The 26836-nt window shown below is 74.0% G+C and carries 18 protein-coding genes; 5 read left to right on the top strand and 13 right to left on the bottom strand.

Annotated features, from left to right (window positions below; translation table 11 throughout):
* Window positions 1-34 precede the first annotated feature (34 nt).
* The 4 genes from tuf to ACSNN8_RS03070 all read right to left on the bottom strand — a co-directional run bounded on the left by tuf (window position 35) and on the right by ACSNN8_RS03070 (window position 6214).
* Window positions 35-1225, bottom strand: a complete 1191-nt coding sequence (gene tuf / locus ACSNN8_RS03055) for an elongation factor Tu (protein ID WP_436649389.1) — start codon at window positions 1223-1225, stop codon at window positions 35-37.
* A 273-nt stretch (window positions 1226-1498) separates the two neighbouring features.
* Window positions 1499-3289: a protein kinase domain-containing protein gene (locus ACSNN8_RS03060; protein WP_436646846.1), complete on the bottom strand. Its 1791-nt coding sequence runs from the start codon at window positions 3287-3289 to the stop codon at window positions 1499-1501.
* A gap of 112 nt (window positions 3290-3401) precedes the next feature.
* Window positions 3402-5447, bottom strand: a complete 2046-nt coding sequence (locus tag ACSNN8_RS03065) for a hybrid sensor histidine kinase/response regulator (protein ID WP_436646847.1) — start codon at window positions 5445-5447, stop codon at window positions 3402-3404.
* Between the two features lie 68 nt (window positions 5448-5515).
* Window positions 5516-6214, bottom strand: coding sequence for an SIR2 family NAD-dependent protein deacylase (locus ACSNN8_RS03070; RefSeq protein ID WP_436646848.1), 699 nt, complete (start codon window positions 6212-6214; stop codon window positions 5516-5518).
* Window positions 6215-6364: 150 nt separating this feature from the next.
* Between ACSNN8_RS03070 and ACSNN8_RS03075 the strand changes: the two genes are divergently transcribed.
* Window positions 6365-7441 carry a lytic polysaccharide monooxygenase auxiliary activity family 9 protein gene (locus ACSNN8_RS03075; protein ID WP_436646849.1) on the top strand — a complete coding sequence of 359 codons (1077 nt, stop codon included), beginning with the start codon at window positions 6365-6367 and terminating at the stop codon, window positions 7439-7441.
* Window positions 7442-8659: 1218 nt separating this feature from the next.
* Here the strand turns inward: ACSNN8_RS03075 and ACSNN8_RS03080 are convergent.
* Window positions 8660-9532 carry a glycoside hydrolase family 88 protein gene (locus tag ACSNN8_RS03080; protein ID WP_436646850.1) on the bottom strand — a complete coding sequence of 291 codons (873 nt, stop codon included), beginning with the start codon at window positions 9530-9532 and terminating at the stop codon, window positions 8660-8662.
* On the bottom strand, window positions 9529-10467 hold the full coding sequence (locus ACSNN8_RS03085; protein WP_436646851.1) for a ribose-phosphate diphosphokinase: 939 nt from the start codon (window positions 10465-10467) through the stop codon (window positions 9529-9531). The genes ACSNN8_RS03080 and ACSNN8_RS03085 overlap by 4 nt, the downstream gene beginning before the upstream one ends.
* Window positions 10468-10534: 67 nt before the next feature.
* Here ACSNN8_RS03085 and ACSNN8_RS03090 point away from each other — a divergent pair, with 67 nt between their 5' ends.
* Complete coding sequence (locus ACSNN8_RS03090) at window positions 10535-11374, top strand: ABC transporter ATP-binding protein (RefSeq protein ID WP_436646852.1); 840 nt, start codon at window positions 10535-10537, stop codon at window positions 11372-11374.
* On the opposite strand, the gene ACSNN8_RS03095 is transcribed toward ACSNN8_RS03090, so the two are convergent.
* Genes ACSNN8_RS03095 through ACSNN8_RS03110 form a run of 4 tightly spaced genes read right to left on the bottom strand, consistent with a single transcriptional unit; the run spans window position 11371 to window position 19098 of the window.
* Window positions 11371-12024, bottom strand: a complete 654-nt coding sequence (locus ACSNN8_RS03095) for an ABC transporter ATP-binding protein (protein ID WP_436646853.1) — start codon at window positions 12022-12024, stop codon at window positions 11371-11373. The genes ACSNN8_RS03090 and ACSNN8_RS03095 overlap by 4 nt on opposite strands.
* A gap of 37 nt (window positions 12025-12061) precedes the next feature.
* Window positions 12062-15058, bottom strand: coding sequence for an FtsX-like permease family protein (locus ACSNN8_RS03100; protein WP_436646854.1), 2997 nt, complete (start codon window positions 15056-15058; stop codon window positions 12062-12064).
* Window positions 15055-18057 carry an FtsX-like permease family protein gene (locus ACSNN8_RS03105; RefSeq protein ID WP_436646855.1) on the bottom strand — a complete coding sequence of 1001 codons (3003 nt, stop codon included), beginning with the start codon at window positions 18055-18057 and terminating at the stop codon, window positions 15055-15057. Before ACSNN8_RS03105 ends, ACSNN8_RS03100 begins: the two co-directional genes overlap by 4 nt.
* A 42-nt stretch (window positions 18058-18099) precedes the next feature.
* Window positions 18100-19098 carry a magnesium transporter CorA family protein gene (locus ACSNN8_RS03110; protein WP_436646856.1) on the bottom strand — a complete coding sequence of 333 codons (999 nt, stop codon included), beginning with the start codon at window positions 19096-19098 and terminating at the stop codon, window positions 18100-18102.
* 67 nt (window positions 19099-19165) lie between these two features.
* On the opposite strand from ACSNN8_RS03110, the gene ACSNN8_RS03115 reads away from it, so the two are divergent.
* Window positions 19166-19882: a nicotinamide mononucleotide transporter family protein gene (locus tag ACSNN8_RS03115; protein WP_436646857.1), complete on the top strand. Its 717-nt coding sequence runs from the start codon at window positions 19166-19168 to the stop codon at window positions 19880-19882.
* A 7-nt stretch (window positions 19883-19889) separates the two neighbouring features.
* On the opposite strand, the gene ACSNN8_RS03120 is transcribed toward ACSNN8_RS03115, so the two are convergent.
* A complete protein-coding gene (locus tag ACSNN8_RS03120; protein WP_436646858.1) occupies window positions 19890-20174 on the bottom strand; it encodes an SCO4226 family nickel-binding protein in 285 nt (94 codons plus the stop codon).
* A 49-nt stretch (window positions 20175-20223) separates the two neighbouring features.
* Between ACSNN8_RS03120 and ACSNN8_RS03125 the strand changes: the two genes are divergently transcribed.
* The gene (locus ACSNN8_RS03125; RefSeq protein ID WP_436646859.1) at window positions 20224-22995 is read left to right on the top strand and encodes an ATP-binding protein; all 2772 of its coding nucleotides are present in this window, start codon (window positions 20224-20226) and stop codon (window positions 22993-22995) included.
* A 29-nt stretch (window positions 22996-23024) separates the two neighbouring features.
* Here the strand turns inward: ACSNN8_RS03125 and ACSNN8_RS03130 are convergent, their stop codons facing one another.
* Entirely contained in the window at window positions 23025-23546 is a 522-nt protein-coding gene (locus ACSNN8_RS03130) for a CGNR zinc finger domain-containing protein (RefSeq protein WP_436646860.1), read from the bottom strand.
* 86 nt (window positions 23547-23632) lie between these two features.
* Here ACSNN8_RS03130 and ACSNN8_RS03135 point away from each other — a divergent pair, with 86 nt between their 5' ends.
* Window positions 23633-24718 carry an epoxide hydrolase family protein gene (locus tag ACSNN8_RS03135; RefSeq protein ID WP_436646861.1) on the top strand — a complete coding sequence of 362 codons (1086 nt, stop codon included), beginning with the start codon at window positions 23633-23635 and terminating at the stop codon, window positions 24716-24718.
* A gap of 68 nt (window positions 24719-24786) precedes the next feature.
* On the opposite strand, the gene thrS is transcribed toward ACSNN8_RS03135, so the two are convergent.
* Entirely contained in the window at window positions 24787-26787 is a 2001-nt protein-coding gene (thrS, locus tag ACSNN8_RS03140; protein WP_436646862.1) for a threonine--tRNA ligase, read from the bottom strand.
* Window positions 26788-26836 lie beyond the last annotated feature (49 nt).

Below are 26836 nucleotides of genomic sequence, written 5' to 3' on the forward strand. Positions count from 1 at the left end.
CGGCCCGGCTGCGTGAGCCGGGCCGTCCGCCGTGTCAGTCGAGCAGGGCGGTCACGGTGCCGGCGGCGACCGTACGGTTGCCCTCGCGCACCGCGAAGCCGGCGCCCACCTCGAGCGCGACCGGCTTGCCCAGCGTCACCACGACCCTGTCGAGCGTGTCGCCGGGCATGACCAGGTCACGGTCGCCCAGGTCCATGCCGCCGGACACGTCCGTGGTGTGGAAGAAGAACTGCGGCCGGTAGTCCGCCGCGAACGGCGTGTGCCGGCCACCCTCCTCCTTCGTCAGCGCGTACATCCGCGCCTCGAACCTCTCGTGCGGCGTCACCGAGCCCGGCACCGCCACGACCTGGCCGCGCTGCACCTGGTCGCGCTTGATGCCGCGCAGCAGGATCGCCGCGTTGTCGCCGGCCTCGGCGGACTCGAGCGACTTGCCGAACGTCTCGAGCCCGGTCGCGACCGTGGCGACGGTCGGGCCGAGGCCGACCACCTCGACCGGCTCGCCGACGCGCAGCGTGCCGCGCTCCACCTTGCCGGTGACCACGGTGCCGCGGCCGCTGATGGTGAGCACGTTCTCGATCGGCATCAGGAACGGCTCGCCGAGCTCGCGCGGCGGGACCGGCACGTAGTCGTCGACCGCGTCGAGCAGGTCCACGATGGACTGCGTCCACCGCGGGTCGCCCTCGAGCGCCTTGAGCGCGCTGACCCGTACGACCGGAACCTCGTCGCCCGGGAACCCGTACTCGCTGAGCAGGTCCCGGACCTCGAGCTCGACCAGGTCGAGCAGCTCCTCGTCGTCCACGGCGTCGCTCTTGTTGAGCGCCACCACCAGGTACGGCACGCCGACCCGCTGGGCGAGCAGCACGTGCTCGCGGGTCTGCGGCATCGAGCCGTCCTGCGCCGAGACGACCAGGATCGCCCCGTCGACCTGGGCCGCGCCCGTGATCATGTTCTTCACGTAGTCGGCGTGGCCGGGCATATCGACGTGCGCGTAGTGCCGCGACGGCGTCTCGTACTCGACGTGCGCGATGGTGATGGTGATGCCGCGGGCGGCCTCCTCCGGGGCCTTGTCGATGCCCTCGAACGCCACGTACCGGTTGGAGGCCGGGTCGCGGTCGGCGAGAACCTTCGTGATCGCGGCGGTCAGGGTCGTCTTCCCGTGGTCGACGTGCCCCATCGTGCCGATGTTGACGTGCGGCTTGGTGCGGATGAACTGGCTCTTGGCCATCGTCGTCTCAGTCCTCACTGGATGTAAGGCATTGCTGGGTTGCGCGCCCGCTTGCCGGGCGGGGCGCGCCAGAACCGCGCAGGGCTCAGCCACCCTCCCCCTACGGTTCTGCTGCTGGTGGGGAAGGGTCAGATTCGGGTATCGGCGCCGCTGAACGCGGACACGCACACGGGAGCCACCGAGCGGGGCAGCTGCAGACCGGGCGCGAACATGTGGATCACGGTAGGCCGCAACGCGGGAGCCCTCAACCGAATTCCCGCGCGCCCGCCGGGCTCACCAGCTGAACGTGCGGCCCTGGAAGGTGCTCGCCAGCATGCGGCCCTCCCGTTCGAAGCGGAACGTCATGACGACCGTGTAGCTGCGGCCGCGGCGCGGGGTGGTGGCGCCGGGGCCGCAGTCGCGGGTGGCGGCGCGGCCCTCGAAGACCAGGTCGGTGCAGGTGCGGGGCTCGCCGACGACGCGGCCGGTGGCGGCGTCGCGCAGCTGCACCTGCATGCTGCCGGAACCGCCGCCGAACCCCGTCAGCGAGCCCTGATAACGGATGTCGCGGCCGACCATGTGGCAGACCTTGGGGGCGAAGCCGAGGCGGCTGGGGAAGTCGAACCCGACGGTGCCCGCGCACTGCCACGGTCCGTACGGCCGGGCCTCGGGTTGCGGGGAGCGGGCCGGCTTGCGCCTGGCGGAGGGTTGCGCGGGCTTCGAGCGTACGGCGGAGGAAGCCGGCGCCGGAGCAGCCGCCGTGACCACCGGCCGGATCGGACGCCCGTGGCCGGAGCCCCGGGAGGCGGGGGCGGACGAGCGGCGCAGCCCCACGGGCGACGGCCCGGAGGCGGACGGCGTGGCGGGAACGGTGACCACCTCCCGGACGGCGAGGTCGTGCGGCTGGTCGCCGGAGCGGCCCATGTGCCAGGCGGTGGTGGCGGCCGCGGAGGCGACCATGGCGCCGGCCACCGCGGCGAAGGTGGCGCCGGGCCGCGCCCAGCGCCACCGGGGCACGGCGTTGCGCTTGCCGGGGTGACGCGGGGCCGGAATGACCGAGGGCAGCGCGGGAGCGGGCACCTCGGCGGCGGGCTCCTGCGCCCGGGGCAGCGACGCGCTCAGCGAGGGGCCGAGCGACGCGAACGACGGGTGGGCCGGCGGTTCCTCGGCGGGCCGGGGCAGCGCGGGCACGTCGGCGAAGCGGCGCGAGATGTCGGAGAGGTCGGCGACCAGCTCGGCGGCGGTCGGGCGCAGCCGCGGCTTGAGCGCCATGCACGCCGTGACGAGATCCCAGAGCGGGTCGGGGAGGCCGGGCCGGCGGGTGAGGTTGCCCTCGCAGTGCCGGCGCATGAGGTCGGGAATCGAGTCGCTGAGGTACGGCGGGCGGCCGCTGACCAGCTCGTAGAGCAGCACGCCCAGCGCGTACACGTCGGTGGCGGGGCTGGCCCGCGCGCCGTGGAAGGCCTCGGGCGACATGTAGTGCGGGGTGCCGACGACCGCGTTGGGCGTGGTCATGCTCGGCGTGTTGAGGATCCGCGCGACGCCGAAGTCGGTGAGCCTGGTGTCGGGGCGCCCGTCGGTGAACGCGAGAAGGATGTTGTCGGGCTTGAGGTCGCGGTGCACGATGCCCAGCTCGTGGGCCTCGGCCAGCGCCGCGGCGACCTGGGCGGTGAGCCGCGCCGCCTCCCCGGCCGGCAGGGTGTGCCGCTCGCGCAGCAGGTCGCGCAGGCTGCCGCCGTTCACCAGGTCCATCACCAGGCCCAGCGTCTCGCCGACGCTGAACAGGTCGCGCACGCGCACGACGTTGCGGTGCCGCAGCATCCGCAGGATCGTGCGCTCCTGAACGAACCGGGTGACCAGGCGGGGCTGGCGCAGCAGGCTCTCGTGCAGCAGCTTGACCGCGACCGACTCCCCGGAGGTGCGGTCGAGCGCCAGCCAGACGGTGCCGGTGGCGCCCTGCCCGATGGGCCGCTGGAGCACGTACGAGCTGCCGACGCACCGTCCGCTGAGGTCCATGGTCGACGTGCCGGGCGTGTCGGCGCGTGCTGCCGCGCTCGACCGGTTGCTCGTGCGATCCTGGGTCACCGAATGATCCTTCCGGAGCGGGCAATGCCCCGGAATATTGCTGTTTGTCCGGATCGATTGGCAAGCCCTTACGCCCGGTTTCGCACCTTCGGTCGGAGTCGCGGGAACGCCGTTACCTGGCTCCCGCGGGGTCGTTCGACTGGGCAGAGGGAGACGGCTGCGGGCCGCACAGCGCCCGGATCGCCCCCAGCAGCGTCGAGCGCGTGAACGGCTTCTCGATCAGCATGCTGTTCTCGTCGAGGTTGAGCTGCGGGCCCAGCGACGCCGCGGTGTAGCCGGACATGTAGAGCACCGGCAGGTTCGGCCGGTGCGTGCGCAGCGCGTTCGCCAGCTCGGGGCCGGTCATCGTGGGCATGACCACGTCCGTGATCAGCAGGTCGGGGTGCCGGCCCGCGGCCACCTGGGTCACCGCCGTCAGCGCGTCGGTCGCGACCGTGATCTCGTACCCGGCGGGCTCGATCAGCCGCTGCACCAGCTGCGCCACCTCGGGCTGGTCCTCGACGATCAGCACCCGCCCGATCACCGCGGACGCGCCCTGGCGGCCCGCGGCGGGCGCCGGCTTCTCCTCGGCGGCCGGCAGGTAGAGGTGCACCGTGGTGCCCATCCGCGGCTGCGACTCGAGCTCGATGTGGCCGCCGATGCCCTGCACGATGCCGGCGGTCGTGGCCAGGCCGAGCCCCGCGGCCGTGGGCCGGGTGGTGAAGAACGGCTCGAGCGCACGCTGGCGCACCTCGTCGCTCATGCCCACGCCGGTGTCCGTGATGACCATGTGGACGACCTTGCCGGGCGGCGCGCCCTCGGGGCCGTTGCCCGGCTCGATCACCTCGTTGGTGGCGGCGACCCGCAGCATGCCGCCGTGCAGCATCGCGTCGCGGGCGTTCGCGGCGAGGTTGACCAGTGCCTGCTCGAGCGGGCCGCGCTCGGCGCGCACCGACCACACGTCGGGGCCGAACGCCAGGTCGAGGCCGATGTGCTCGCCGAGCGTACGACTGAAAAGCGACTGCACGTCGGTGAGCAGGTCCGGAATCGGGATGATCTCGGGGCGGTTGCCGTCGCTGCGGCCGAACGCGAGCAGCTGGTGGGTCAGCGACCGGCCGGTGCTGACCGCTTCGAGGATGTCGCCGGCCAGCTTGTGCGGCCGGCTGCCCTCCTCGGTCGACGCCGAGATCATCTCCGCCGAGCCGCCCACCACGGTGAGCAGGTTGTTGAAGTCGTGCGAGATGCCGCCGATGAGCTGGCCGAGGCTGTCGAGCCGGCGCAGATGGTCGAGCTGGCGCTTGAGCCCGCGCGCGTCGATGTGGTCGGTGGTGTCGGTGACCATGCAGACCACGCCGCTGAACATGCCGTGGTCGTCCATCAGCGGCATCATGCTGATCCGCACGCTGCGCTGCGAGCCGTCCGCGCGCATGAGCCGGGTGCCGCCGACCGTGGACCGGCCCTCGCGGCACTCGCTGATGCGCCGGTTGAGCTCCTTCTGCCCCTGATCGTTGAGGAAGCCGCGCAGCGACACCCCGACCAGCTGCGAGCGCGGCATGCCCAGCACGACGCCGATCGGCTCGTTGGCGTACGTGACCACCGCGTCCGGGTCGAGCTGCAGCACACCCTCGGGGATCGTCTCGAGCACCCGGCGGTACCGCTCCTCGCTGGCCCGCAGCCGCTCCAGCGCGCGGGCGCTCGAACAGGCGAGGGCCAGCTCACCGGCGATGTCGCGGGCCAGCTCCACCTCCGCGGCGGCGTAGAACGACCCCGGCGTCTCGCGGGTGAGGACCAGATAGCCCGCGTACGTGTTGTCGACGATCACCGGGCACAGGACCGCCGAGTGGATCTGGTGCTCCTCGCCGGCCAGCGGCTCCACGCCGTCGCCGGCCAGCACGATCGGGCGGCGGCTGGCGGCGAGCGCGGTCGAGAAGTCGTCGTCGGGCAGCTGGTCGACGTGGTCGAGCACCCGGGCCATCGCGGCCGAGCGGTCGTCGTCGATGTGGTGGTAGGTGATCGAGTCGTAGCGGCCGTCGTCGCGCAGCAGCTGCACGCCGGCGCCGTCACCGATCATGTCGGCGGCGGCGCGGGCGGCCGTGGACTGCACGGCGGCGGGATCGTGGGAGACCCGGCTCAGTGCCAGGGCAAGATCGGCGAGCGCGTACCGGAGGGGGTAAGCCATGACACCCATGACGACATGATCCGCGTCGCAAGGGGTGCATGGTGCCGGTTCGCCAGGTTTGCAACCATTCAACTGATGATCTGCGGAAGCACCACCGCGGCCGGTCCCCGCAGGTTGAGCGCACAGACCGCATCCAGCGGCGTCGGCTCCGGGTTGACCTGGATGACCGTACCGCCCAGGCGCGCCGCGACCTGCGGAATCTCGGCCGCCGGGTGGACCAGCCCCGAGGTTCCCACGGTGATCAGCACGTCGCAGGCGGCAGCAGCCTCCACCGCCTGCTCCAGCGCCGCGGCCGGCAGCGCCTCCCCGAACCAGACGACCCCCGGGCGTACGGGTCCCCCGCAGCGCACGCAGGCCGGCGGCTCACCGGCGGGCCGCTCCGCGGGCGCCGCACACACCGAGCACCGCGGCTCGAACAGGCTGCCGTGCAGGTGCACGACGTCGCGGGAGCCGGCCCGCTCGTGCAGGTCGTCCACGTTCTGGGTGATCAGCGTGCAGTCGAGCCGGGCGACCGCCTCGTGCCCCGCGTTGGGCTCCACCCGCTCGACCAGCTGACGCCGCCACTCGTACCAGCCCCACACCAGGGCCGGGTCGCGCTCGAACGCCTCCGGCGTGGCCAGCTCGTGGGCGTCGAAGCGCGCCCACAACCCGGTCAGCGCGTCGCGGAACGTCGGCACGCCGCTCTCCGCGGACATGCCCGCCCCGGTGAGCACGACGAGCCGCCGGGCTCCGGCGATCAGGTCGGCAGCGGCTCGCAGATCCTTCATGACCCCTTTGTAGGCTATTGACATTCGTCAATTGTGTGCGACCGTGTTACGACACCCCGCCGGTGCCTTGATCGGGAGCAGAGGGCAGCTCCCGACGGATCCCCCTGGCCTGTCCACCGGGCCACCGACCCATGCGGAGCAACTGCCCTCATGAAAATCAGAATTCTGTTCAGCGCGCTGGCCGGCCTCGTGCTCGCCGGCCTCTTCGTCCTCGTCGCGCCGACCTCCCCCGCGAGCGCGCACGGCAACGTCACCGGGCCCGCGTCGCGCAACTACGGCTGCTACGAACGCTGGGGCAGCCGCTTCCAGGACCCGGTCATGGCGACCGAGGACCCGATGTGCTGGCAGGCCTGGCAGGCCAACCCCAACGCGATGTGGAACTGGAACGGCCTGTTCCGCGAGAACGTCGCCGGCAACCACCAGGGCGCCATCCCCGACGGCCAGCTGTGCAGCGCCGGGCACACCGAGAACGGCCGCTACAACGCCATGGACGCCATCGGCGACTGGCGGGCCACCAACGTCGGCAACAGCTTCAACGTGCACCTGTTCGACGGCGCCCGGCACGGCGCCGACTACATCTGGGTGTACGTGACCAAGCCCGGCTTCAACCCCACGACCCAGGCCCTCAAGTGGTCGGACCTCGAACGGGTCTCCCAGATCGGCAACACCCCCGCGGCCCAGTGGACGCAGCGCGCCGACGGCGTGGAGATCGACGTTCCGGTCTCCCTGTCCGGCCGCAGCGGCCGCGCCATCGTCTACACGATCTGGCAGGCCAGCCACCTCGACCAGTCCTACTACTTCTGCAGCGACGTGAACTTCGGCGGCACCACCACCCCGACGACCCCGCCGCCGACCACCCCGCCCACGACTCCTCCGACGACCCCGCCCACCACTCCCCCGACCACCCCGCCCACCACCCCCCCGGCGGCCGGCGCCTGCTCGGCGACCTTCGCGCTGAGCAGCCAGTGGTCCGGCGGCTACCAGGCCGAGGTGAAGGTCACCGCCGGCTCGGCAGCGATCAAGGGCTGGACCGTCAACCTGGCGTACGGCAGCGCCCAGTCCGTGCAGCAATCGTGGAACTCCACGGTGACCGCGAGCGGCAACGCGCTCGTCGCCAAGAACGCGGCCTACAACGGCTCGCTGGGGGCGGGCGGCTCGACGAGTTTCGGCTTCATCGGCTCCGGCACCGCGGGGACGCCGACGGTCACCTGTACGGCTACCAGCTGATTGTTAGGCCGACGGGCTCCGCGGTGCGCCAGCTCTGGCGTCCGCGGGGCCCAACCGTTAGAGTCGTTATGGGAGCGCTCCCATAACGTTCATGCGGCGAGAGGAGCACGATTCGACCGGCGGCAAGACAACAGGGCTGCGGGGGACGGTGAATTGCCCTCCCCGTCCCTCGTATCAACCTCGGGCCCTGCTTTTCTCCCCCACCAGCCCTCCCCGCCCACCCAGGGGGCTGGCCCGAAAGTACGCCGCGGCAAACCGACAAATCGGAATGTCCACAGGCCACTGCGGGTGATGTTCCAGACAGACTTCGGGTGTTGCGGGCTTCCGAAGATCAGCACGAGAGAGACGGCACTCCGCGGCGCTGCTGGCCGGCGATCGGGTGCGCAATCGATGCGGACAGACTTTCGCCGCGTGTCGGTAGAGGCTCGCCGAGCTCGACAACGATCGCTCACATGCAGGCGAAGGCGAGCTCGACAACGATCCGCTCACATGCAGGCGAAGGCGAGCCAGGACGCGGACAGCAGCCGCGAGATGCTGGCGAAGGCTGACGGGATGCGGTCAGGTACTCGCCAAGAGGGCCGGCAAAGGGTTGCCACGACGGATGCCGGCACAGGGTCGCCAAGATGTGGGTCGCCAAGAGGCTGGTGAAGCTCGCCGACATGCCGACAGCCGCTTGCCCAAGACTGCCGACGAGGCTTACCGAGATGCCGACGATGCTCGCTGGGATCACGACGAAGCGAGCGCCCGATTGCCGGTGAACGATGGCACCGCCGCCGTTGTGGACAGGCCAACGGCGAAGCCGAGAAACCGAAACGGCTGACGTGTCGCGGTACCGTCGCGCGACCGCAGCGCCGCCGCTATGGACGACGGGCGGACGGCGAACCTGAAAGCCGGGACGGCGGCCGCATGACGGGTGCGCCGCCGTCGTGGACGACAGCCAACGGCGAACCCGAGGAAACGGAACGGCCGCCGCGTGTGACCGGAGCGCCACCGTCGTGGACGACAGCCAACGGCGAACCCGAGGAACCGGAACGGCCGCCGCGTGACCGGTGCGCCGCCGTTGTGGACGACAGGCCAACGGCGAACCCGAGGAAACGAAACGGCCGCCGCGTGACCGGAGCGCCGCCGTTGTGGACGACGGTGGACCAAGGCGAGCCGGCACACCGAAGGCTGGCAATCAGCCCACGCGGCAGGGTCGACGGCCGGAGCGGAGAAGGCCTAACCAAGCGCATCAGCGGCAGCGGAGGCGAGCAGATGAAAAGCCTGCGCCTCCACCGAGATCCCCGCCCGGTCGAAGTGCGGCGCCCCGCAAGCCCCCCGGACGAACCCCACGGCGTCGACCTCGCGGGTGGCGGCGGCGAGCAGGTCGCGCCCGACGGAGGCGTACGACGAGGGCAGCCACCCGTCCGCGACACCGGTGAGGGCCGCGTACGCGAACATCTGCGCGGCGTTCGTCTCGCGGAACGACCCCGGATCGTCCAGCACGTCGGGAAACAAGCCGTCGGCGCGGCGGAAAGCCAGGCACGCGTCGAGCACCTCGCGCGCGTGCGCCGGCAGCCAGGTGGAGCGCAGCGGGGGCGCCAGCCGTACGGCCCGGGCTATCCCGGCGACCACCCAGCCGTTCCCGCCGCCCCAGCGCGCCGGGCGGCCGGGGTCGATCGCGGAGTACACGCCGTCGTGGCACAGGTGGCGGCGGTGGCCCTCGACCTGGCGTACGGCCTCGTCGAGCTCGCCGCTCAGCGCCAGGAAAGGCACGACCATGTAGACGGTGTCGGCCCACACCTCCGCCCGGCCCAGCACGTGGAAGAGCGTCCCGTCGGCGGCCCGCGGAGCGGACATCAGGAACGCGAGCTGCCGCGCGGCCGCGTCGGTGAAACCCGCCCGGACGACCGCTTCGCCGCACGCGGCGCCGTTGACGGCGTTGTCGTCGGCGCCGCCGAGCCGGCCGTCCGGGGCCTGCGTCGTGACCGCCGACTCGGCCATCAGGCGGGCCAGGTCCGTACGGCCGAGGTCGAGCGCCGCCTGCGAGGCGACGCCCTGTTCCCAGCTGAGCCGCTGCATCGACAGCAGCGCGTCGAGGACCCGGGTCATGCGAACAACGCGCTCACGGACTCGCCGTTGTGGATGCGCCGCATCGCCTCGGCGAGGGCGGGCGCCACCGACAGGATGGTCAGCTTGTCGGTGCGGCCGGCGGCCGGGATCGGCACCGTGTTCGTGCAGACGATCTCCTCGATCTCCTTCTCGTCGGACAGCCGCTGCACCGCGTCGGCGGCGAAGAGCCCGTGCGTGCAGGCCACCCGCACGCTGCGGACGTTGCGCTCGCGCAGGCGGTGGAGCAGCTCGAACACCGTGCTGCCCTTGGCGATCTCGTCGTCGAGCACGATCACGTCACGGTCGGCGACCTCGCCGATCACCGTGCTGATCACGACCTTGTCGTCGGCGTAGCGCTGCTTGGCGCCGGCCGCGACGTCGATGCCGAGCAGCCGGGCGAACGCGGCGGCCTCCTTGGCGTTGCCCAGGTCGGGCGACACCACCACGGCGTTGCTCAGGTCGTACTGCCGGAAGTGGCGGGCCAGCTCCTGCAGCGCGTGCAGGTGGTCGACGGGGATGTTGAAGAAGCCGTGCACCTGCGGCGAGTGCAGGGTCATGGCGAGCACCCGGTCGGCGCCGGCGGTGGTGAGCAGGTCGGCGACGAGGCGCCCGCCGATCGAGATGCGCGGGGCGTCCTTCTTGTCGCTGCGGGCGTACGCGTAATGCGGCAGCACGACCGTGATGCGTCCCGCCGAGGCGCCGCGCGCCGCGTCGAGCATGAACAGCAGCTCGACCAGGTTCTCCTGGACGGGCGGGACGAGCGGCTGGATCAGGAAGACGTCGCGCTCGCGGCAGTTGGCCTGCAGCTGCACCTCGATGCAGTCGTTGGCGAAACGGGACGTACGGGTCGGCAGCAGCGGCACCCCGAGGTGGTCGCAGATCTCGGCGGCGAGCTCGGGATGGGCGGATCCGGAGAAAACGGCGATGTCACGCACGTGCACACCCTAAAATGCCGCCCGGCGCGGGGCCGCCCCGGGCGCGCGAAACCGCTAGCGTGAATCCATGAACGGATTGGCCGTAGCGTGCCGCCGGGTGGTGCACATCTACCGGGCCGAGGCCGGTGACGTGGTCGCGCTCGCCGGCGTCGACCTCTCGATCGCGCCGGGTGAGACGCTCGCGCTCGTGGGCCCGTCCGGCTCCGGCAAGTCGACGTTGATCGCGCTGCTGGCCGGCCTCATGCGCCCGTCGGCCGGGCGGATCAACATCGGCACGTACGACATGGGCAAGCTCTCCGACGGCGAGATCTCGCGGCTGCGGGGCACCGAGATCGGCGTGGTGCTGCAGGGGGCGGCGCGCAACCTCCTGCCGTACGCGTCCCTGCACCGCAACATCTGGCTGGCGCAGCGCCGCGCGGCGCACACCCGCGGCATCACGCTCGACGACCCCGACCGCATCCTCGACCTGGTGGGGCTGCCCGGTCAGGGCCGCCGGCGCCTCGCCGAGCTGACCCCGGGCGGCCGGCAGCGCGCCGCGCTCGCCGTCGGCATCGCCACCGGGCCCGGTCTGCTGCTCGTCGACGAGCCGACCAGCCGCCTCGACACGGCGGGACGCGACGAGGTGCTCGCCGCGATGGAGACGGTCAACGCCGAACGGCAGACGACGATCGTGGTCGTCACCCACGACAACGAGGTGGGCGCCCGGCTGGGCCGCGCCGTGACGATCCGCGACGGCCGGGTCGGCGCCGAGGGCCGCGACGGTCAGGACTTCGCCGTGGTCGCGGGCGACGGCACGGTGCAGCTGCCGCCCGAGGTGCTCGGCAGCTACCCGCCCGGCACGCTGTTCACCGTCCAGCACGTCGACGGCGAGGTCACGCTGGTTCCCGGCGGCACCGAGCCGGTCTAGGGCCGCACCCACACCGCCTCGCCGTCGCCCAGGTGCAGCTCGCGGTCGCAGGCCGCGGCGGCCTCGGGGTCGTGGGTGGCGAAGACGACCGCCGCGCCGCGGTCCGCCTCGGCCCGCAGCAGCTCCAGCACGCGCTGGCGGTTCGCGGCGTCCAGCTCGCTGGTGATCTCGTCGGCCAGCAGCACGTCGCCGCGCAGGGCCAGCCCGCGGGCGATCGCCGTGCGCTGCTGCTGGCCGCCGGAGAGCTCCTCGATGAGCTGGTTGGCCTGGCCCGACAGGCCCAGCGGCTCGAGCGCCTCCGCCGTGCGGCGCCGGGCCTCGGCCGCCGTGCCGCCGGTGGCGATGACCGCGACCGAGATGTTCTCGGCGGCGGTGAGGATCGCGGCCAGCCCGTTGTCCTGCGGGATCAGCACCACGCCCAGCTTCACCGCCTGGTCGCGGTCGGCCAGCGGCTCGCCGTCGACCAGCACCTGTCCGCGCGCCGGCGGCAGCAGCCCGGCCATCGCGCTCAGCAGCGTCGTCTTGCCCGCGCCGGACGTACCGGTGACGGCCAGGATCTGCCCGGGCCGGGCCTCGACCGTCACGCCCCTCAGCACGGTGAGGTCGCTGTCCCAGGCCAGGTCCGCGTCGGCGACTGTCAGCGTCCGCATGTGTCCTCCAAGCAGTTCACGGTCGATCCGGGGCGCGTCATGGTCTGATCCGGCGGCGCAGGTCACGGCCGGCGCCGACCGCCACCACGGCCGGCACCAGCAGCACCAGGGCCGTCGTGCCGGCGAGCACCAGGATGCGCGGCCAGGACGGCAGCGGCAGGGTTTCCGGTTGCACGCCGGCCAGCGGCAGCGCCCACCCGGTGACGGCCCACGCGGCCACCGCGGCGGCCACGCCGACGAGCGCGGCGATGCCGACCAGCGCCGGGTACGTCCACAGGGTCGCCCGGCCGGTCGTCGCCCGACCCAGCCCCTGCGCGCGCAGCGCGGACAGGTCCTCGACGCGGCGGGCCCGGTCGACCGCGGCGGCCAGGACCAGGGCGAAGACGCCGAGCAGCACGGCGAGCCCGCCGGCCAGCAGGTGGAACCAGAGCGCCAGCGCCGGGCCCTGCTCGTCGAGCCGCCGGTGCACCTGCCCGGCGCGGGTGTCGGAGAGCACGAACAGCCCCTGCGCCTCGAGCCGCTCGGCGACGTCGGCGGGCGCGCCGGCGCCGACCCAGACCTCGGGCAGCAGCGCGGGGGCGGCGTCGGTGGCGAGCCGGTCGGCGTACTCGAGGTCGACCAGGCCGGCGTGCCGGCCCAGCCGGGGCACGGCGGGCAGCCCGGCCGTCCCGGTCACCGCGATCGGCCGGCCGTCGAGACCGGTCAGGACGTCGCCCGGCGGTTCCCCGGCGTACGCGACGGGCAGCGGGTACGGCGTGCCGACCGGCTGGATCCAGGCGCCGCTGGGCAGCCCGCCCGGCGCGTCCACGTCGATGCGCAGCCCGCCGGCGTCGGCGCTGACCGTGCCGTACTCGGGCATCCGCCAGCGCGGCGCCTCGGCCAGCGCGGCCGCGGTCAGCGTGTCGCGGGGGCTGCCGCTGCCCACGCTCGCGATCGTCACGCTGCCGGTCACCCCGACCACGGTGCTGTTGACCGCCAGCTGGAAGCCGTTGACCCGGCAGCCCTCGGCGCACGCGCTGACCCGCTGCGCGTAGCTGTGCCGGCCCTCGTGCAGGTCGCCGAGCTGCACCAGGGCGTCGCCCTCGCCGGTCAGCGAGGACACCGCCACGTTGAGCCGCAGGTCCTTGCCCGGCGGCACGCCGGTGGCGGTCGCCTCGACGGTCAGGTCCGGGCCGCCGATCACCGGCGGTTCGGGCGCCGGCGGGCGCAGGTCGCGGGCCACGTCGTCCACCGCCGGTGCCCCGCCGGGCCAGCTCGCGACAGCGGCGAGCCGCGTCGTGTCGGCGGCCAGGCCGAGCGGTTCGCGGCCGTCGGTGTTGCGCAGCCGCGCGGTGGCCATCGCGAACCGGCCCTCCGGGTCGACCTGGCGCACCGCGTGCAGCAGCTGGCTGCGGTACACCGGCGCCACGGTCAGGACCCGGTCGGCGCCCACGCCCAGCTCGGCCTGCACGACCCGGCCGCGGGCGGCGACGTCGACCGCGCAGGCCGCGTAGCCGGCCACCGCGACGGTGGCGACCAGCAGCGCGAACAGCCGCCCGGCGCCGGGGCGGCGGGAGACCTGGAAGCCGGCCAGCGCGGGGCCGAGCCGGCCGGCCGCCAGCGCACGGGTGGCGTAGCGCGTCACCAGCGGCAGCAGGGCGCGGGCGGACAGCAGCGCGAGGGCGAGCATGACGAACGCGGGGGCGAGCAGGCCGACGCCGGTGAGCTCGCCGCCGGAGACCGCGAGCTGCCCGGCGCTGAGCGCGGCCAGCAGCACGACGACGGCCTCCGGGGCGTACGTGCGGTTGCCGTTGGTGGTGACCGGGCGGCGCAGCAGCGTGGCTACCGGGCTGAGCAGCTGCCGCCGCTGGGCCAGCAGCGCGGCGCCGAGGGCGGCCAGCGCGGCGAACGGCGCGAACCGCAGGGAGGCCCACCCGGGGTCCACGCCCACCCCGGGGAACCGGGCGGCGGCCACCAGGTTGACCAGCAGCTGCCCGGCGACGCACCCCGCGACGGCGCCGGCCAGGATCGCGGCCAGGCTCTCGCCGGTCGCCAGCCACCAGCGGGTCCACCACCGCGAGCCGCGCAGCGCGACGACCGCCAGCTCCGGCCGGCGGCCCTGGGTGCCGTAGCCGACCGCGAGGAAGATGCTGAAGCAGGCCAGCAGCACCAGCGGCACGGCCATCACCGGCACCAGCAGGTGGGCGGCGGAGCGGCCGGAGTCGATCCGGTCGAGCAGCGCCGGGATCGACGTGTCGACCTGCAGCGACGTGCCCGTGGCCCGGCCGGTCAGCGACTGCAGCCCGGCGCGCAGCGCGTCGAGCCGGTCGACGTCGAGCGCCTGGGGGCCCGCGGCGCCGTCGATCGACAGCTCGGTCACGCCGTGGTCGGTCGTGCTCATCGTGGCGTCGCCCACGAACGCCGGTTCGGCGGGGCCGCGGCCGGGCAGGGCGGCGAAGTAGCCGTGCGTGCCCCAGTAGACGTCGCCCGGGTCGGTGATCTCGTACAGGCCGGCGACGGTGAGCCGTTTGGGCCGGCCGGCGGCTTCCCAGTGCGGGTTGCCCGGCTCGTCGACGAACGCGGCGAAGCTCAGCGTGACCGGGTCGCCGGGGGCCACCCCGGTGCGCTCGGCGGTCCGCCTGCCGACGATCACGTCGCCCTCGCCGATCAGGCAGCGGCCGTCCACGATGCGCACGTGGCCGCAGACGTCCTGGCGGAACACCATCGCGGTGGGGTCGATCGCGTCCCGTTCCAGGCCGATGACGGGGATCGCGGCGGCGTAGACGTAACTGAAGCCGGGCAGCTCGATCAGCGCGGCGCCCACGTCGGTGAAGTCGGCGGCGCCCTGGTCACGGAAGTCCCGGGTGCCCGCGATGACCAGCGTGCGCTCGGCGGGCGCGGCGGTGGCGATCTGGCCCGCGGCGATCGCCCGGTCGACGGCCGTCAGGTACGCGGGCGCGGCGACCGCGGACGCCACCGCGAACAGGGCCAGCAGGGCGAGCGTGACGGCCTGGCCGCGGCGGGCCCAGACCATGGCGAGCACCAGCCGGATCATCGGCGCAGCCCCTTGACCAGCGGCGCCACCGCGAGCCACGCGACCAGGCCCAGCACGACGAGCGCGACGAGGCCGGACAGCAGCACCGGCGCCCAGCCGAGCGCGCCCGGCGGCGGAAGCACGTCCCAGCCGTCGGTGAAGCCGGGCACGGCGACGCGAGCGAGGGGGTCGGCGACCGCGGCGGCGAGCAGGCCGGTCAGCAGCCCCGCGCCGACGAGGACCCAGATGCCGGCGTACGCCGTGCCGACCGCGGCGCGCAGCGGCAGACCCTGCAGCCGCAGCGCCCGCAGCTGCTCGAGGCGGCTGCGCCGGTCGACGGCCCCGGCCACCCCGATGGTCGCGGCCGCCAGCAGCAACCCGGCCACGCCCGCGACCAGCCCGAACCGCGTGATCGCGGAGGGCGCCTGGTCGGCGAGCCGCTCGGCCCGGCGGGCGACCGTGTCGTCGGCGGCGATCGTGAGCCCGGCCGCCCGCAGCGCGTCCACGGTGCCGGGCCCGGCGTCCGGCGCGAGCCAGACCTGGAACTGCCCGGGCGGGTTGACGTCCCCGGCGACCCGGCGGGTGGTCTCGAGGTCGACCAGCACGCCGGAGCGCCCCACGACCGGCAGCACCCCGGCCGTGCCGTCCACCCGCACGGGCGCCGGCTGTGTGCCGAACGAGGCGAGCGCGGGCTCGCCGAAGCGCCAGGACTCCTCGGGCGGCCCGGCCAGCACCACCGGCAGCGGCAGCGCGCTGTCCACGGCGTACACCTCGGTGCCGAGGTCCGGGGACTGGGTGGTGTTGAGGTCCACCGAGATCCGCAGCGCGCCGTCGCGCGCGGCGACGTCGAGGGCGGCGCCCGTGCCGGTGCGCCAGCGGGCGATGTCGCCGAGCTGCTCCGGGCCGAGGACCGTGGCGGGCGGGCCCTGCTGGGTCAGCTCCCGCACGGTCACCGCGCTGCCGGGCGGGCCGGGCAGGATCGCGCCGGTGCGCGCCGGCGGGTTGCTGAACTGCCAGCGCAGCAGGCGGCAGCCGGGCGCCCGGGCGCAGCCGGTGACGGCGGCCGTGCGGGTCTGCTCGCCGCGGGTCAGCGTGCCGAAGCGGGCCTGCACGGGGGCGCCGCTGCCCTCGTGCTGCAGCAGCAGGGCCAGCGCGGCCGGCGACCTGCCGTCGTACCGGACCCGGACGGTCAGCCGGTCGCCCGTGATCGCCGGCAGCGGCGGCGGGCCCGCGTTCTCCGCGGTGGCCGCGCCGAGCAGCGCGAGCGGGCCGTACTCGGGCCGCCAGTGGGCCACCGCGGCGAGCCGGGAGCTGTCCACGGCGACGATCGGCGGGGTGCTGCCGCGGTCCACGACCACGGCCATCGCCCGGTCGCCGCGCGGATCGGCCTGCCGGACGGCGTTGAGGAGCGTGGTGCGGTTCGGCGCCTGCACCTGGAGCACGCGGTCGGCGCCCAGCTCGGCCCGGCTGCGCTCGGTGCGGTGCGCGCCGTCGGCCAGCGTCAGCCCGAGCATGGTGGTGAACAGCGCGACGGCCACGACCACCAGCGCGAACACGCGGTCGGTGCCGGGCTGCCGGCTGACCTGCACGGCGGTCAGGCCCAGCCGCAGGCGGCCCGCGCGCACCGCCGCGCTGCCGCCCCGGTCGGCCAGCTGCCCGAGCAGCCGGGCCAGCAGCAGCGCCACCGCGAGCGCGACCAGCCCCGGCGCGGCCAGCGCGAGGCCGCTGTCCGGCGCGCTCGACCGGGCCTGATAGACGGCGGCCACCGCGACCGCGAGCAGCAGCAGGTCGGCCAGCCCGGACCGCCAGCCGCCGCGGCCGGGGCTCACCTGGCGCAGCAGGTCGGCGACCGGCCTGCGCAGCACGACGCCCTCGACCGCGGCCAGCACGAGCAGGCCGCCGAGCAGCACCGCCCCGGCCGCGGCCAGCGAGAACAGCAACGCCTCGACCCGCTGCACCGGCGAGGTGACCGGGCCGGCCAGCCACCGCGCGAGCAGGTAGCCCAGCGGCAGCCCGAGCACCGCGCCGGCGGTCAGCGGCAGCAGGTGCTGCCCCCAGACCAGCCGCAGCATCGCCGCCCTGGTGCTGCCGCGCAGCTTGAGCAGCGCGACGTCGCCGCGGCGGTCGCGCCCGGTGTAGCGGCCGGCGAGGCCGATCGCGAACCAGGTCAGGACCACGGTCTGCACGAGCGCGACCACGACGCCGAGCCGGATCTCCGCGCGGTCCCGGGCGATCGCGGTGATCAGCGGGCTGCTCGAGTTGACCATGCGCAGCCCCGAGGCGCCCAGCGCGGCGGAGGCCTGGCGCAGCACCGGGCCGAGCCGGTAGCCGCCGTCGCCGCGCAGCAGCGAGTCGGGGATGGTGACGTCGAACGTGACCGTCGGCTCCCACAGCTGGCGGGCCTCGAACGTCTCGAGCGCGGTGAAGGCGGGGTCGAACCCGCCGTCCGCCTCGAACTGCGGGTTGCTCCAGTAGGGCCCGTTCGGGTCGGCGTACGCGAACCGGGCGACCACCCGCAGCGCGAGCGGGTCGCTGCTCTGGCTCGCCCGCAGGGTGAGCGGGTCGCCCGGGCGCACGCCCAGCTGCTGCGCCGACGCGGTGCTCAGCGCCACCTCGCCCGGCGCCGCGGGGCACGGGCCGTCGAGCACCACGTGGGCGCAGAAGTCGTCGCGGTACGCGATGCTCATCGCCGGGGCGCCGCCGCCGGTGGCCACGGTGAGCGGCAGCACCAGCCCGATCACCGGGTCGGACGCGGGCAGCGGCAGCCGGCCGCCCATGGTCGACTCCATCCGGGCGATCGCGGAGCGCGGGTCGCCCTCGGTCTCGGCGATCTCGCGCACCGACACGGTGCGCTGCTCGGCGGGGGCGGAGGCCACATCGGACGCGGCGGCCCGGTTGATGCTCGCGTACGCGAACCACGGCGCCGCGGCGGCCACCGAAGTGGCCAGCACGGTGAGCAGCAGCACGGTCAGCACCTGGGCGGTACGGGTCCGCACAGCACCCCAGACGAGCGCCACCATGCCGGGAGGCTACGCCTTTCCGGCGGCCCGCGATGCCCCGCTCTACAGCCAGCCGCGGCGCTTCAGATACACGTAGAGCAGCACGGACGTGGCCAGGATGAGCACCGTGCTGGCGATCAGACCCGAGACGTGTTCGTAACCCGGGTACGGCAGGTTCTGGCCGAACCATCCGGTCAGCGCCGTGGGCACGGCGATGATCGCGGCCCACGCGGCGAGCTTGCGGGTGGTGTCGTTGAGCGCGTTGCCCTGCTCGGCGAGGTCGGCCTGCAGCAGCGACTCGATCCGGTCGCGCAGGTGCTCCACCTCGTCGACGGTGTGCTGGGCGTGGTCCTCGACGTCGCGGTAGTAGGGGCGCAGGTCGGCGTCGACCAGCCCCAGGTCCGCGCGCATCGCCTGGCCGACCAGCTCGGGCATGGGCGCCACCGCGCGGCGCAGGGCGGCCAGCATCTTGCGCTGGTCGATGCCCTGCATGCGCACGTCCCGCGGCGCGCCGCCCTCCTCGAGCAGCGCGTCCTCGACCCCGTCCATCGCCGCGTCGAGGCGTTGCGCGGCCGCGTAGTGCCCGTCGACCACCACGTCGAGCAGGCCGTAGAGCAGGAAGCCCACCCCGCCGGCCGCGCCCAGCTCGGCGTCGGCGTCCCAGCGGTCGACGAACCGCGAGGTGTCGCTCTGCGACTTGCGAACCGTGATCAGCGCCCGCGAGGTGACGAACGCGCTGATCTCGGTCTTGCCGAACCGGGTCTGCGAGTCCCGGGTGGCGATGTCGACCGCGTAGACGTTGAGGAACACGTGGTGCGGATAGCGGTCGAGCTTGGGCCGCTCGTGGTCGACCACGGCGTCCTCGACGGCGAGCGGGTGCAGGCCGAACTCCTCGGCGACCAGCGTGAGGTCGCCGGAGTCGGGGTCGAACAGGTCGAGCCACAGCACCGACTTCGGGTGCTGCTCGAGCAGGCCGGTCACCTCGCCGTAGTCGAAGTCCTGCGCCACGACCTTCCCGTTCTCGTAGAGGCGGGTGGTGATGGGGCAGGAGGGTGCTGTCACGGACACCACTATGCCCCGGTGACCTTCGCGCTACCCAGCGGCCACCGCCGGCGGCCTAGGATGAGCCGTGACCTGGCTCGACCAACTGCTGACCACGTTCTACACCGCCAAGTGGCAGGTGACCGCCGACCAGGCGATCTACTACCGCGAGATCGTCGGGAACGCCTTCGGGCTGGGCTCCGCGCTGTTCGGGCTGCGCCGCAGCGCGTGGGCGTGGCCGGTCGGCATCGTCGGCAACGTGCTGCTGTTCACCGTGTTCATGGGCCAGGCGGTCGGCAACGACCAGGGCACCCCGCTCTACGGCCAGGCCGCCCGGCAGGTGTTCTTCCTGGTGGCCAGCGTGTACGGCTGGTGGCGGTGGAACAGCAACCGCCGGCGCACCCACGGCACTGCGGTGACGCCGCACTGGGCCTCGGCCCGCCAGCGCCTGGTCTACGGCACGCTGGCCCTGGCCGCGCTGGTGCTGTGCTTCTTCGTGTTCCGCGCGGTGGGGGCGGGCTTCCCGGTCCCCTGGTGGTACTACCTGGCCGACTCGTGGATCTTCGTGGGCTCGATGCTGGCCACCTTCGCGATGGCCCGCGGCTGGGTCGAGTTCTGGCTCTGCTGGATCGCCGTCGACCTGGTCGGCGTGCCCGAGCTGCTGCACTTCGGCTACTACCCGTCCGCGATCCTGTACGCGGTCTACGCCGCGTTCGTGATCTGGGGCTTCGTCGTGTGGCTGCGCATCTCGCGCACCGAGGAACGGCGCCCGGCCGCCGGCGAGGCGGCCGTGGCGCCGGCCTGATCGGCGCTCAGACCTCGGCCGTCAGCTCGTAGACCTCCGTCGTCGGGTGACCGGCGCGCTCGTGGATGCGCATCACGGCCTCCTTGCTCGGCCCGGTGCTCAGGCAGAACACCTTGCCCGACTCCGGGTCCAGCCACGCCCGTTCGAAGTGCACCCCCTCCTCGCCCTCGATCTTCAGGTCGGCCTCGTGCGCCTCGGACAGCTGCTCCGGCGTGACGCCGACGAATCCGTTGTGTACGTCCATGAACTTCGCCATGTCCTGAAGGCTGCCCGCCCGGCGAGCGTCGGACATCGGTCAGAGCACCTACGAAGGCACGACCCGCTGACCTAAAGTCGCGGGCGTGGTGGCCAGCCCCGTCTTCGTGGGCCGGGAGGACCTGCTCGCCCTCGCCGACCGGCGGCTCGCCGCGTCCACCGGCGAGCTGCTGTTCCTGGCCGGCGAGGCCGGCATCGGCAAGACCAGGCTGCTCGGCGAGATCGTCGCCCGCGCCCGCTCGGCCGGGTACGCGGTGGTGGCCGCCGGCGCCTCCCCCGGCGACACCGAGCTGGCCGGCGGGCCGCTCGCCGACCTCGGCGCCGAGCTGCGCCGCGACCCGGCGACCGCCGCGGCCGGGGTGCGGCTGGCCGAACGCCTGCGCGAGCTGGCCGACGGCGACGCCGCCCGCCGCCGGCGCCTGCTCGTGGCGGACCTGGCCGCGCTGCTCGTGCCGTCCGACGGCCCGGCGCTGCTGGCGCTGGAGGATCTGCACTGGGCCGACGACCTCACGCTCGACGTGCTGGCCCGGCTGGCCCGGCACGCCCGAGCGACGCGGCTGCTGGTCGTCGGCACGTACCGCAGCGACGAGCTCTACCCCCGCGTCCCGATGCGCCGGTGGCGGACCCGCCTGCTCACCCAGCGGCTCGCCGAGGAGGTGCGGCTCCCCCGGTTCGGCCCCGCCGAGACGGCCGCGATGGCCGCCGCCATCACCGGCACCGGTCTGCCCACTCCGTCCGCCGAGGCCCTGCACACCCGCAGCGACGGCATCCCGCTGCACGTCGAGGAGTTCCTGGCCGCCGACGCGGACGCCGGACAGGTGCCCGACACGCTCGCCGACGCCGTGCTGGCCCGTGCCGCCCACCTCGGCCCCGCCACCCGCCGCCTGGCCGAGGCCGCCGCGGTGCTCGGCCGCTCGTTCGATCTCGACCTGCTCACCACGCTCACCGGCGAGCCGCCCGCCGCCGTCGACGAGGCGCTGCGCGAGCTCACCGTCCGCTTCTTCGTGCTGTCCGGCGACGGCGCCGGCTACGGCTTCCGGCACGCGCTGATCCGCGACGCGCTCTACGCCGACATCCCCCCGCATCGGCGCCGGGCCCTGCACGCCGCGGCGGCCGCCGCCGGGCTGCCCGACGCGCTCGCCAGCGACCACTACGAACGGGCCGGGCTGCCCGGCGAGGCGTTCCGGCACGCGCTGGCCGCGGCTCGCGAGGCATCCGCGCTCTCCGCGCACCGCGAGGCCGCCGGGCTCTACCGCCGGGCGCGGCGCACCTGCCCGCCCGGGCTGCCCCCGGCCGAGCGGGCCGACCTGCTGGCCGCGCTGGCCTGCGAGCTGGCCTCGATCGACGAGAACGACGAGGCCGCCGCGTGCTACGCGCAGGCGTACGACGTCCGCCTCGGTCTCGGTGACGACGCGGGCGCCGCTGCGCTGGTGCCCGACTGGGTCGCCGTACGGCACCTGCTCGGCGCCGACCTGGAGGCGCGCACCCGGGCGCTGCGCGCGGCGCTCCCGCTCGCGGCCGACCGGCCGGCCACGCGCGCCGAGATCCACGCCGAGCTGGCCGCGGCGTACATGCTCGACCGCCGCCTCGACGAGGCGCTCGCGGACGGGGAACTGGCCCGTGAGCTGGGCGCCGGCGACCGGATGCGCTGCCACGTGGACGCCACGGTCGGCTCGGTGCTGCTGTTCGCGGGCCGGATGGCCGAGGGCGCGGGCCTGCTGCGCGACGCGATCGCGCGGGCGTCGGGGCTGCGGCTCGAGGCGCAGGCCGCGCGCTGCTACCGGATGCTGGGCACGTCGATGTCGGTGCTGGTCGAGTACGACGCGGCGACCGCGACGCTGACCGAGGGGATCGCGTACGCCGAACGCGTCGAGCAGGTCAACGACCGGCACTACATGGCCGCGCACCTCGCCCACGTGCAGTGGGCCACCGGCGACTGGCCCGCGGCGGCACGGACCGCGCGGCAGGCCCTGGCCGACGGCGGCGGCATCACGACCGAGATCACCGCCCGGCACGTGCTCGGCTACCTGGCACTGGGCCGCGGCGCGTACGACGAGGCCGCCGGCCATCTCGCACGCGCGGAGTCGCTGGGTGCGGGCATGCGCGAGCTGCAACGCGTCTCCCCCGCCTGGTGGGGCCTCGCGGAGCTGGCCCTGGCCCGCGGCGACGCCGCCACCGCCGTCGCCCGGTGCGAGCAGGGGTACGCCGCGTCGGCCGCCGTCCGGGACGCCGCCTACCTCTTCCCGTACGTCGTGACCGGCGTCCGCGCCTACCTGGCCGGCCCCGGCCCCACCGCCGCCCGCGACTGGCTCGACCGCGCCTCCACGCTGCTGCACGACCGCGCGATCCCCGGCACGCTGGGCGCGCTCGACCACGGGCACGGCCTGATCCACCTGCACGAGGGCCGTACCGGAAAGGCCCGCGACTGCCTGGCCGCGGCGCGCACGTTCTGGGCGTCGCGCCGCCGCTTCTGGGAGGGCACCGCCGCCCTGCTGGACCAGTCCCGCTGCGCCCACCGCTCCCGCCGCCCCGCCGAGGCCGTGGCGTTGCGCGAGGCGGCGCTGCAGGCGTACGCCTCCGCAGGCGCCACTGTCCCGCCCGCCGCGGCCGACTCCTCCCCGGCGCAGACCCGCCACGCTCCCCTGCCGCCCGCCCGTTCGCTGCTCTCCGCCCGCGAGGTGGAGGTGGCCCGCCTGGTGGCCGCCGGCCTGACCAACCGGGAGATAGCCACCGCCCTGACCATCGCCCCCAAGACGGCCGCCGCCCACGTGGAGCACATCCGCACCAAGCTGGGCGTCTCCCGCCGGGCCCAGATAGCGGCCTGGTTCGTCACGAGCACCAGCACCCCCACCCCCTGATCCGGGCCGCCGGCGGCGCGAACGCCGCGTCACCCGGCCGGCCGGCGGCGCTCCCGGTAGGTGCGGGTCTTGTGGCGGTTGCCGCAGATCTCCATGGAGCACCACCGGCCCCGGCCGTTGCGCGAGGTGTCGTGGAACGCCCACCGGCAGTCCGGCGCCGCGCAGAGCTTGAGCCGCTGCCACTCACCGCGGGCCGCGCTGCGCGCCACCGTCTCGACGATGACGTCCAGCCACGGCCGGCCGGACCGGGCGACGATCCGCAGGCCGTCCGAGGCGTCCGGGGCCAGCTGCAGCGGATGCTCCGTCAGCGCCGTGACGCCGTCGGTCTCCCCGAGCAGGACCCGGCGCAGGGCGGTGCGCAGGGCGACGGTGGCGGCCAGGTCGGCCGGCTGAAGCTCGGCCCCGCCGGGCAGGTCGTGCGCCGCCAGCCAGTCCGCGAGCTCCCGCGGCGAGGCGAGATGCTCGGCGGCGACGTGGTCCTCCCCGTACCGGCTGAAGGTCCTCTGATCGACCGTGTTGAGAAACTCCTCGACCAGCTGCAACGTCGTCACAACACCAGTATAAGCGTTGACCGGTGTTGACGTCACGCGACTCCACTATTAGCGTTCGATGGTGTCGAGCAGAGGAGGAGGAAGCGATGAACCACGACAACGCGGCGCCCGAGGCCACCACCCAGGACGTCCTCGACGATCTGCGGGCCCGGCTGCGGGCGTTCCGTCCGGTGGCCCTTCCCGGCGGGCACGGCTGGCAGCGCGGCGTCGACCCGGATCACCTGGCCGAGCTCGTGGCGTTCTGGGCGGACTCGTACGACTGGCGCGTCCACGAGGAGCGGATCCGGCGACTGCCCTGGACGCTGACCACCACGCGGGCGATCCACCAGCGGTCCGGGCGTGCCGACGCCACGGCCGTGCTGCTGCTGCACGGCTGGCCCGACTCGGTGCTGCGCTTCGAGCGCGTCCTGCCGCTGCTCGCCGACCACCACGTGGTCGCGCCGGCCCTGCCCGGCTACCCGTTCGCCGCCCCGGTCCCCGAGCGCGGCATGTCGGCCGACGAGATGGCCGGCGCGGTCGCCGCCACCATGGCGGCCCTCGGCTACGACCGGTACGTGGTCTCGGCCGGCGACGTCGGCTGCGACGTCGCCGAGGCGCTGGCCGCCCGCCACCCCGAGCGCGTCGCGGCGCTGCACCTCACCGACGTGTCGCAGCACCACTTCCTGATCGACCCGCCCACCGACCTGTCGGCGGCCGAGCGCGCCTACGTCGGGCGCGGCCGCGACTGGCAGGCCCGCGAGGGCGGGTACATGCACGAGCAGTCCACCAAGCCGCACACGCTGGCCGCCGCCCTGGGCGACTCCCCGGCCGGGCTGGCCGCGTGGATCCTGGAGAAGCTGCGCGGCTGGACCGACTGCGACGGCGACGTGGAGTCCGTCTTCACCCGCGACGAGCTGCTGACCTGGATCACGGCCTACTGGGTCACGGGCGCGATCGGCACGTCCTTCACCCCGTACGCCACCGCGGAACCGCGGTCCACCCGCCTGACGCCTCCCGCGGTCTTCACGATCTACCCGTACGACCTGGTCAACGCCCCCCGCGAGTTCGCCGAGCGGTTCTTCACCGTGCACACGTGGCGTGAGGAGCCCGAGGGCGGCCACTTCGCGGCCTGGGAGCAGCCGGCCCGCTACGCCGCCGCCGTCCACGAGGCCGTCCAGCTCGCCAAGCCGTAGGGCCCACGCCGGCGAGCCGCCCGCAGGAGCCGGCCCGGGCGCCACGAGGCGGCACCCGGGCCCCGGGATCAGGCCGCGGACGGCCCGACGTTCGTCCGGGACCGCACGATCTCGGCGACGTGGGCGACGGCCTCCTCGAGCGGGACGCCGTTGCGCTGCGAGCCGTCGCGGTAGCGGAAGGAGACCGTGCCGGCGGCCACGTCGTCGTCGCCGGCGATGGCCATGAACGGGATCTTCTGCTGCTGGGCGGTGCGGATCTTCTTCTGCATGCGGTCGTCGGAGTAGTCGACCTCGGCGCGGATGCCCGCCTTGCGCAGCGCGTCGACGAAGCCGGTCAGGTAGTCGGCGTGGTCGTCGCGGATCGGGATGCCCACCACCTGCACGGGCGCGAGCCACGCCGGGAAGGCGCCCGCGTAGTGCTCCACCAGCACGCCGAAGAACCGCTCGATCGATCCGAACTTCGCCGAGTGGATCATGACCGGTTCCTGGCGGGTGCCGTCCGCCGCCTGGTACTCCAGCCCGAAGCGCGCCGGCTGGTTGAAGTCGTACTGGATGGTCGACATCTGCCAGGTGCGGCCGATCGCGTCCCGCGCCTGCACGCTGATCTTCGGACCGTAGAAGGCCGCGCCGCCCGGGTCGAGCACCAGCTCGAGGCCGCTCTCGGTGGCCGCGTCCTCGAGCACCTTGGTCGCGATCGCCCACTGCTCGTCCGAGCCGATGAACTTGTCGCTGTTCGGGTCGCGGGTCGACAGCTCCAGGTAGTAGTCGTCCAGGCCGAAGTCGTCGAGCAGCGACCGGACGAACTTCAGCAGGTGCTTGATCTCGTCCGGCGCCTGCTCGGCGGTCACGTACGAGTGGGAGTCGTCCTGCGTCAGGCCGCGCACGCGGGTGAGGCCGTGCACCACGCCGGACTTCTCGTAGCGGTAGACCGAGCCGAACTCGAACAGCCGCAGCGGCAGCTCCCGGTAGGACCGCCCGCGGGACCTGAAGATCAGGTTGTGCATGGGGCAGTTCATGGCCTTGAGGTAGTAGTCCGCGCCCTCGAGCTGCATCGGCGGGAACATCGTGTCCTTGTAGTACGGCAGGTGGCCCGACGTGTGGAACAGGCCTTCCTTGCTGATGTGCGGCGTGCCGACGTACTGGAAGCCCTCCTCGATGTGACGCGCGCGGACGTAGTCCTCCATCTCGCGCTTGATCACACCGCCCTTGGGGTGGAACACGACCAGGCCGGAGCCGATCTCGTCGGGGAACGAGAACAGGTCGAGCTCGGTGCCGAGCTTGCGGTGGTCGCGGCGCTCCGCCTCGGCGAGCCGGTTCAGGTACGCCTTGAGCTCGTCACGCGACGGCCACGCGGTGCCGTAGACGCGCTGCAGCTGCGGGTTCTTCTCCGAGCCGCGCCAGTACGCCGCGGCCGAGCGCATCAGCTTGAACGCGGGGATCAGCCGCGTGGTCGGCAGGTGCGGGCCGCGGCACAGGTCGCCCCAGACGCGCTTGCCGTCCTTGTCGAGGTTGTCGTAGTGGGTCAGCTCGCCGGCGCCCACCGTGGACAGCTCGGCGTCGTCCACGTCGCCCTTGATGTCGACCAGCTCGAGCTTGTACGGCTCGTCGGCCAGCTCGGCCTTGGCCTCGTCGAGCGAGGAGTACTCGCGGCGGCGGAACGTCTGCCCGGCCTTGACGATCTCCTGCATCCGCTTCTCGAGCTTCGTCAGGTCCTCGGGCTGGAACGGCTTGGGCACGTCGAAGTCGTAGTAGAAGCCGTTCTCGATCGGCGGGCCGATGCCCAGCTTCGCCTCGGGGAAGATGTCCTGGACGGCCTGGGCCAGCACGTGCGCGGCCGAGTGGCGCAGCACGTTCAGCCCGTCGGGCTCGTCGATCGCGACCGGGGTCACCTCGGTGTCGGCCTCGGGCTGCCAGTCGAGGTCCCGCAGGCGGCCGGCGGCGTCACGGACGACCACGACCGCCTTGGGCCCGGTCGCCGGCAGGCCGGCCGCGGCCACCGCGTCGGCGGCCGTAGTCCCGGCCGGGACGACGAGAGGGTCGGCCACAGCAGGGGTACGGGATGCGGACACGGTGATCTCCTTAGGAAAGCGCTGTCGGAACCCTGACGATGCTATCCGC

Source organism: Actinoplanes sp. URMC 104, assembly GCF_051386375.1.
Taxonomy (GTDB): domain Bacteria; phylum Actinomycetota; class Actinomycetes; order Mycobacteriales; family Micromonosporaceae; genus Actinoplanes.

Coding starts and splice junctions, on each gene's coding strand:
- tuf (WP_436649389.1), bottom strand. CDS start 1,225: ATGGCCAAGAGCCAGTTCATCCGCACCAAGCCGCACGTCAACATCGGC.
- ACSNN8_RS03065 (WP_436646847.1), bottom strand. CDS start 5,447: ATGGCTTACCCCCTCCGGTACGCGCTCGCCGATCTTGCCCTGGCACTG.
- ACSNN8_RS03070 (WP_436646848.1), bottom strand. CDS start 6,214: ATGAAGGATCTGCGAGCCGCTGCCGACCTGATCGCCGGAGCCCGGCGG.
- ACSNN8_RS03075 (WP_436646849.1), top strand. CDS start 6,365: ATGAAAATCAGAATTCTGTTCAGCGCGCTGGCCGGCCTCGTGCTCGCC.
- ACSNN8_RS03080 (WP_436646850.1), bottom strand. CDS start 9,532: ATGACCCGGGTCCTCGACGCGCTGCTGTCGATGCAGCGGCTCAGCTGG.
- ACSNN8_RS03090 (WP_436646852.1), top strand. CDS start 10,535: ATGAACGGATTGGCCGTAGCGTGCCGCCGGGTGGTGCACATCTACCGG.
- ACSNN8_RS03095 (WP_436646853.1), bottom strand. CDS start 12,024: ATGCGGACGCTGACAGTCGCCGACGCGGACCTGGCCTGGGACAGCGAC.
- ACSNN8_RS03100 (WP_436646854.1), bottom strand. CDS start 15,058: ATGATCCGGCTGGTGCTCGCCATGGTCTGGGCCCGCCGCGGCCAGGCC.
- ACSNN8_RS03105 (WP_436646855.1), bottom strand. CDS start 18,057: ATGGTGGCGCTCGTCTGGGGTGCTGTGCGGACCCGTACCGCCCAGGTG.
- ACSNN8_RS03120 (WP_436646858.1), bottom strand. CDS start 20,174: ATGTCCGACGCTCGCCGGGCGGGCAGCCTTCAGGACATGGCGAAGTTC.
- ACSNN8_RS03135 (WP_436646861.1), top strand. CDS start 23,633: ATGAACCACGACAACGCGGCGCCCGAGGCCACCACCCAGGACGTCCTC.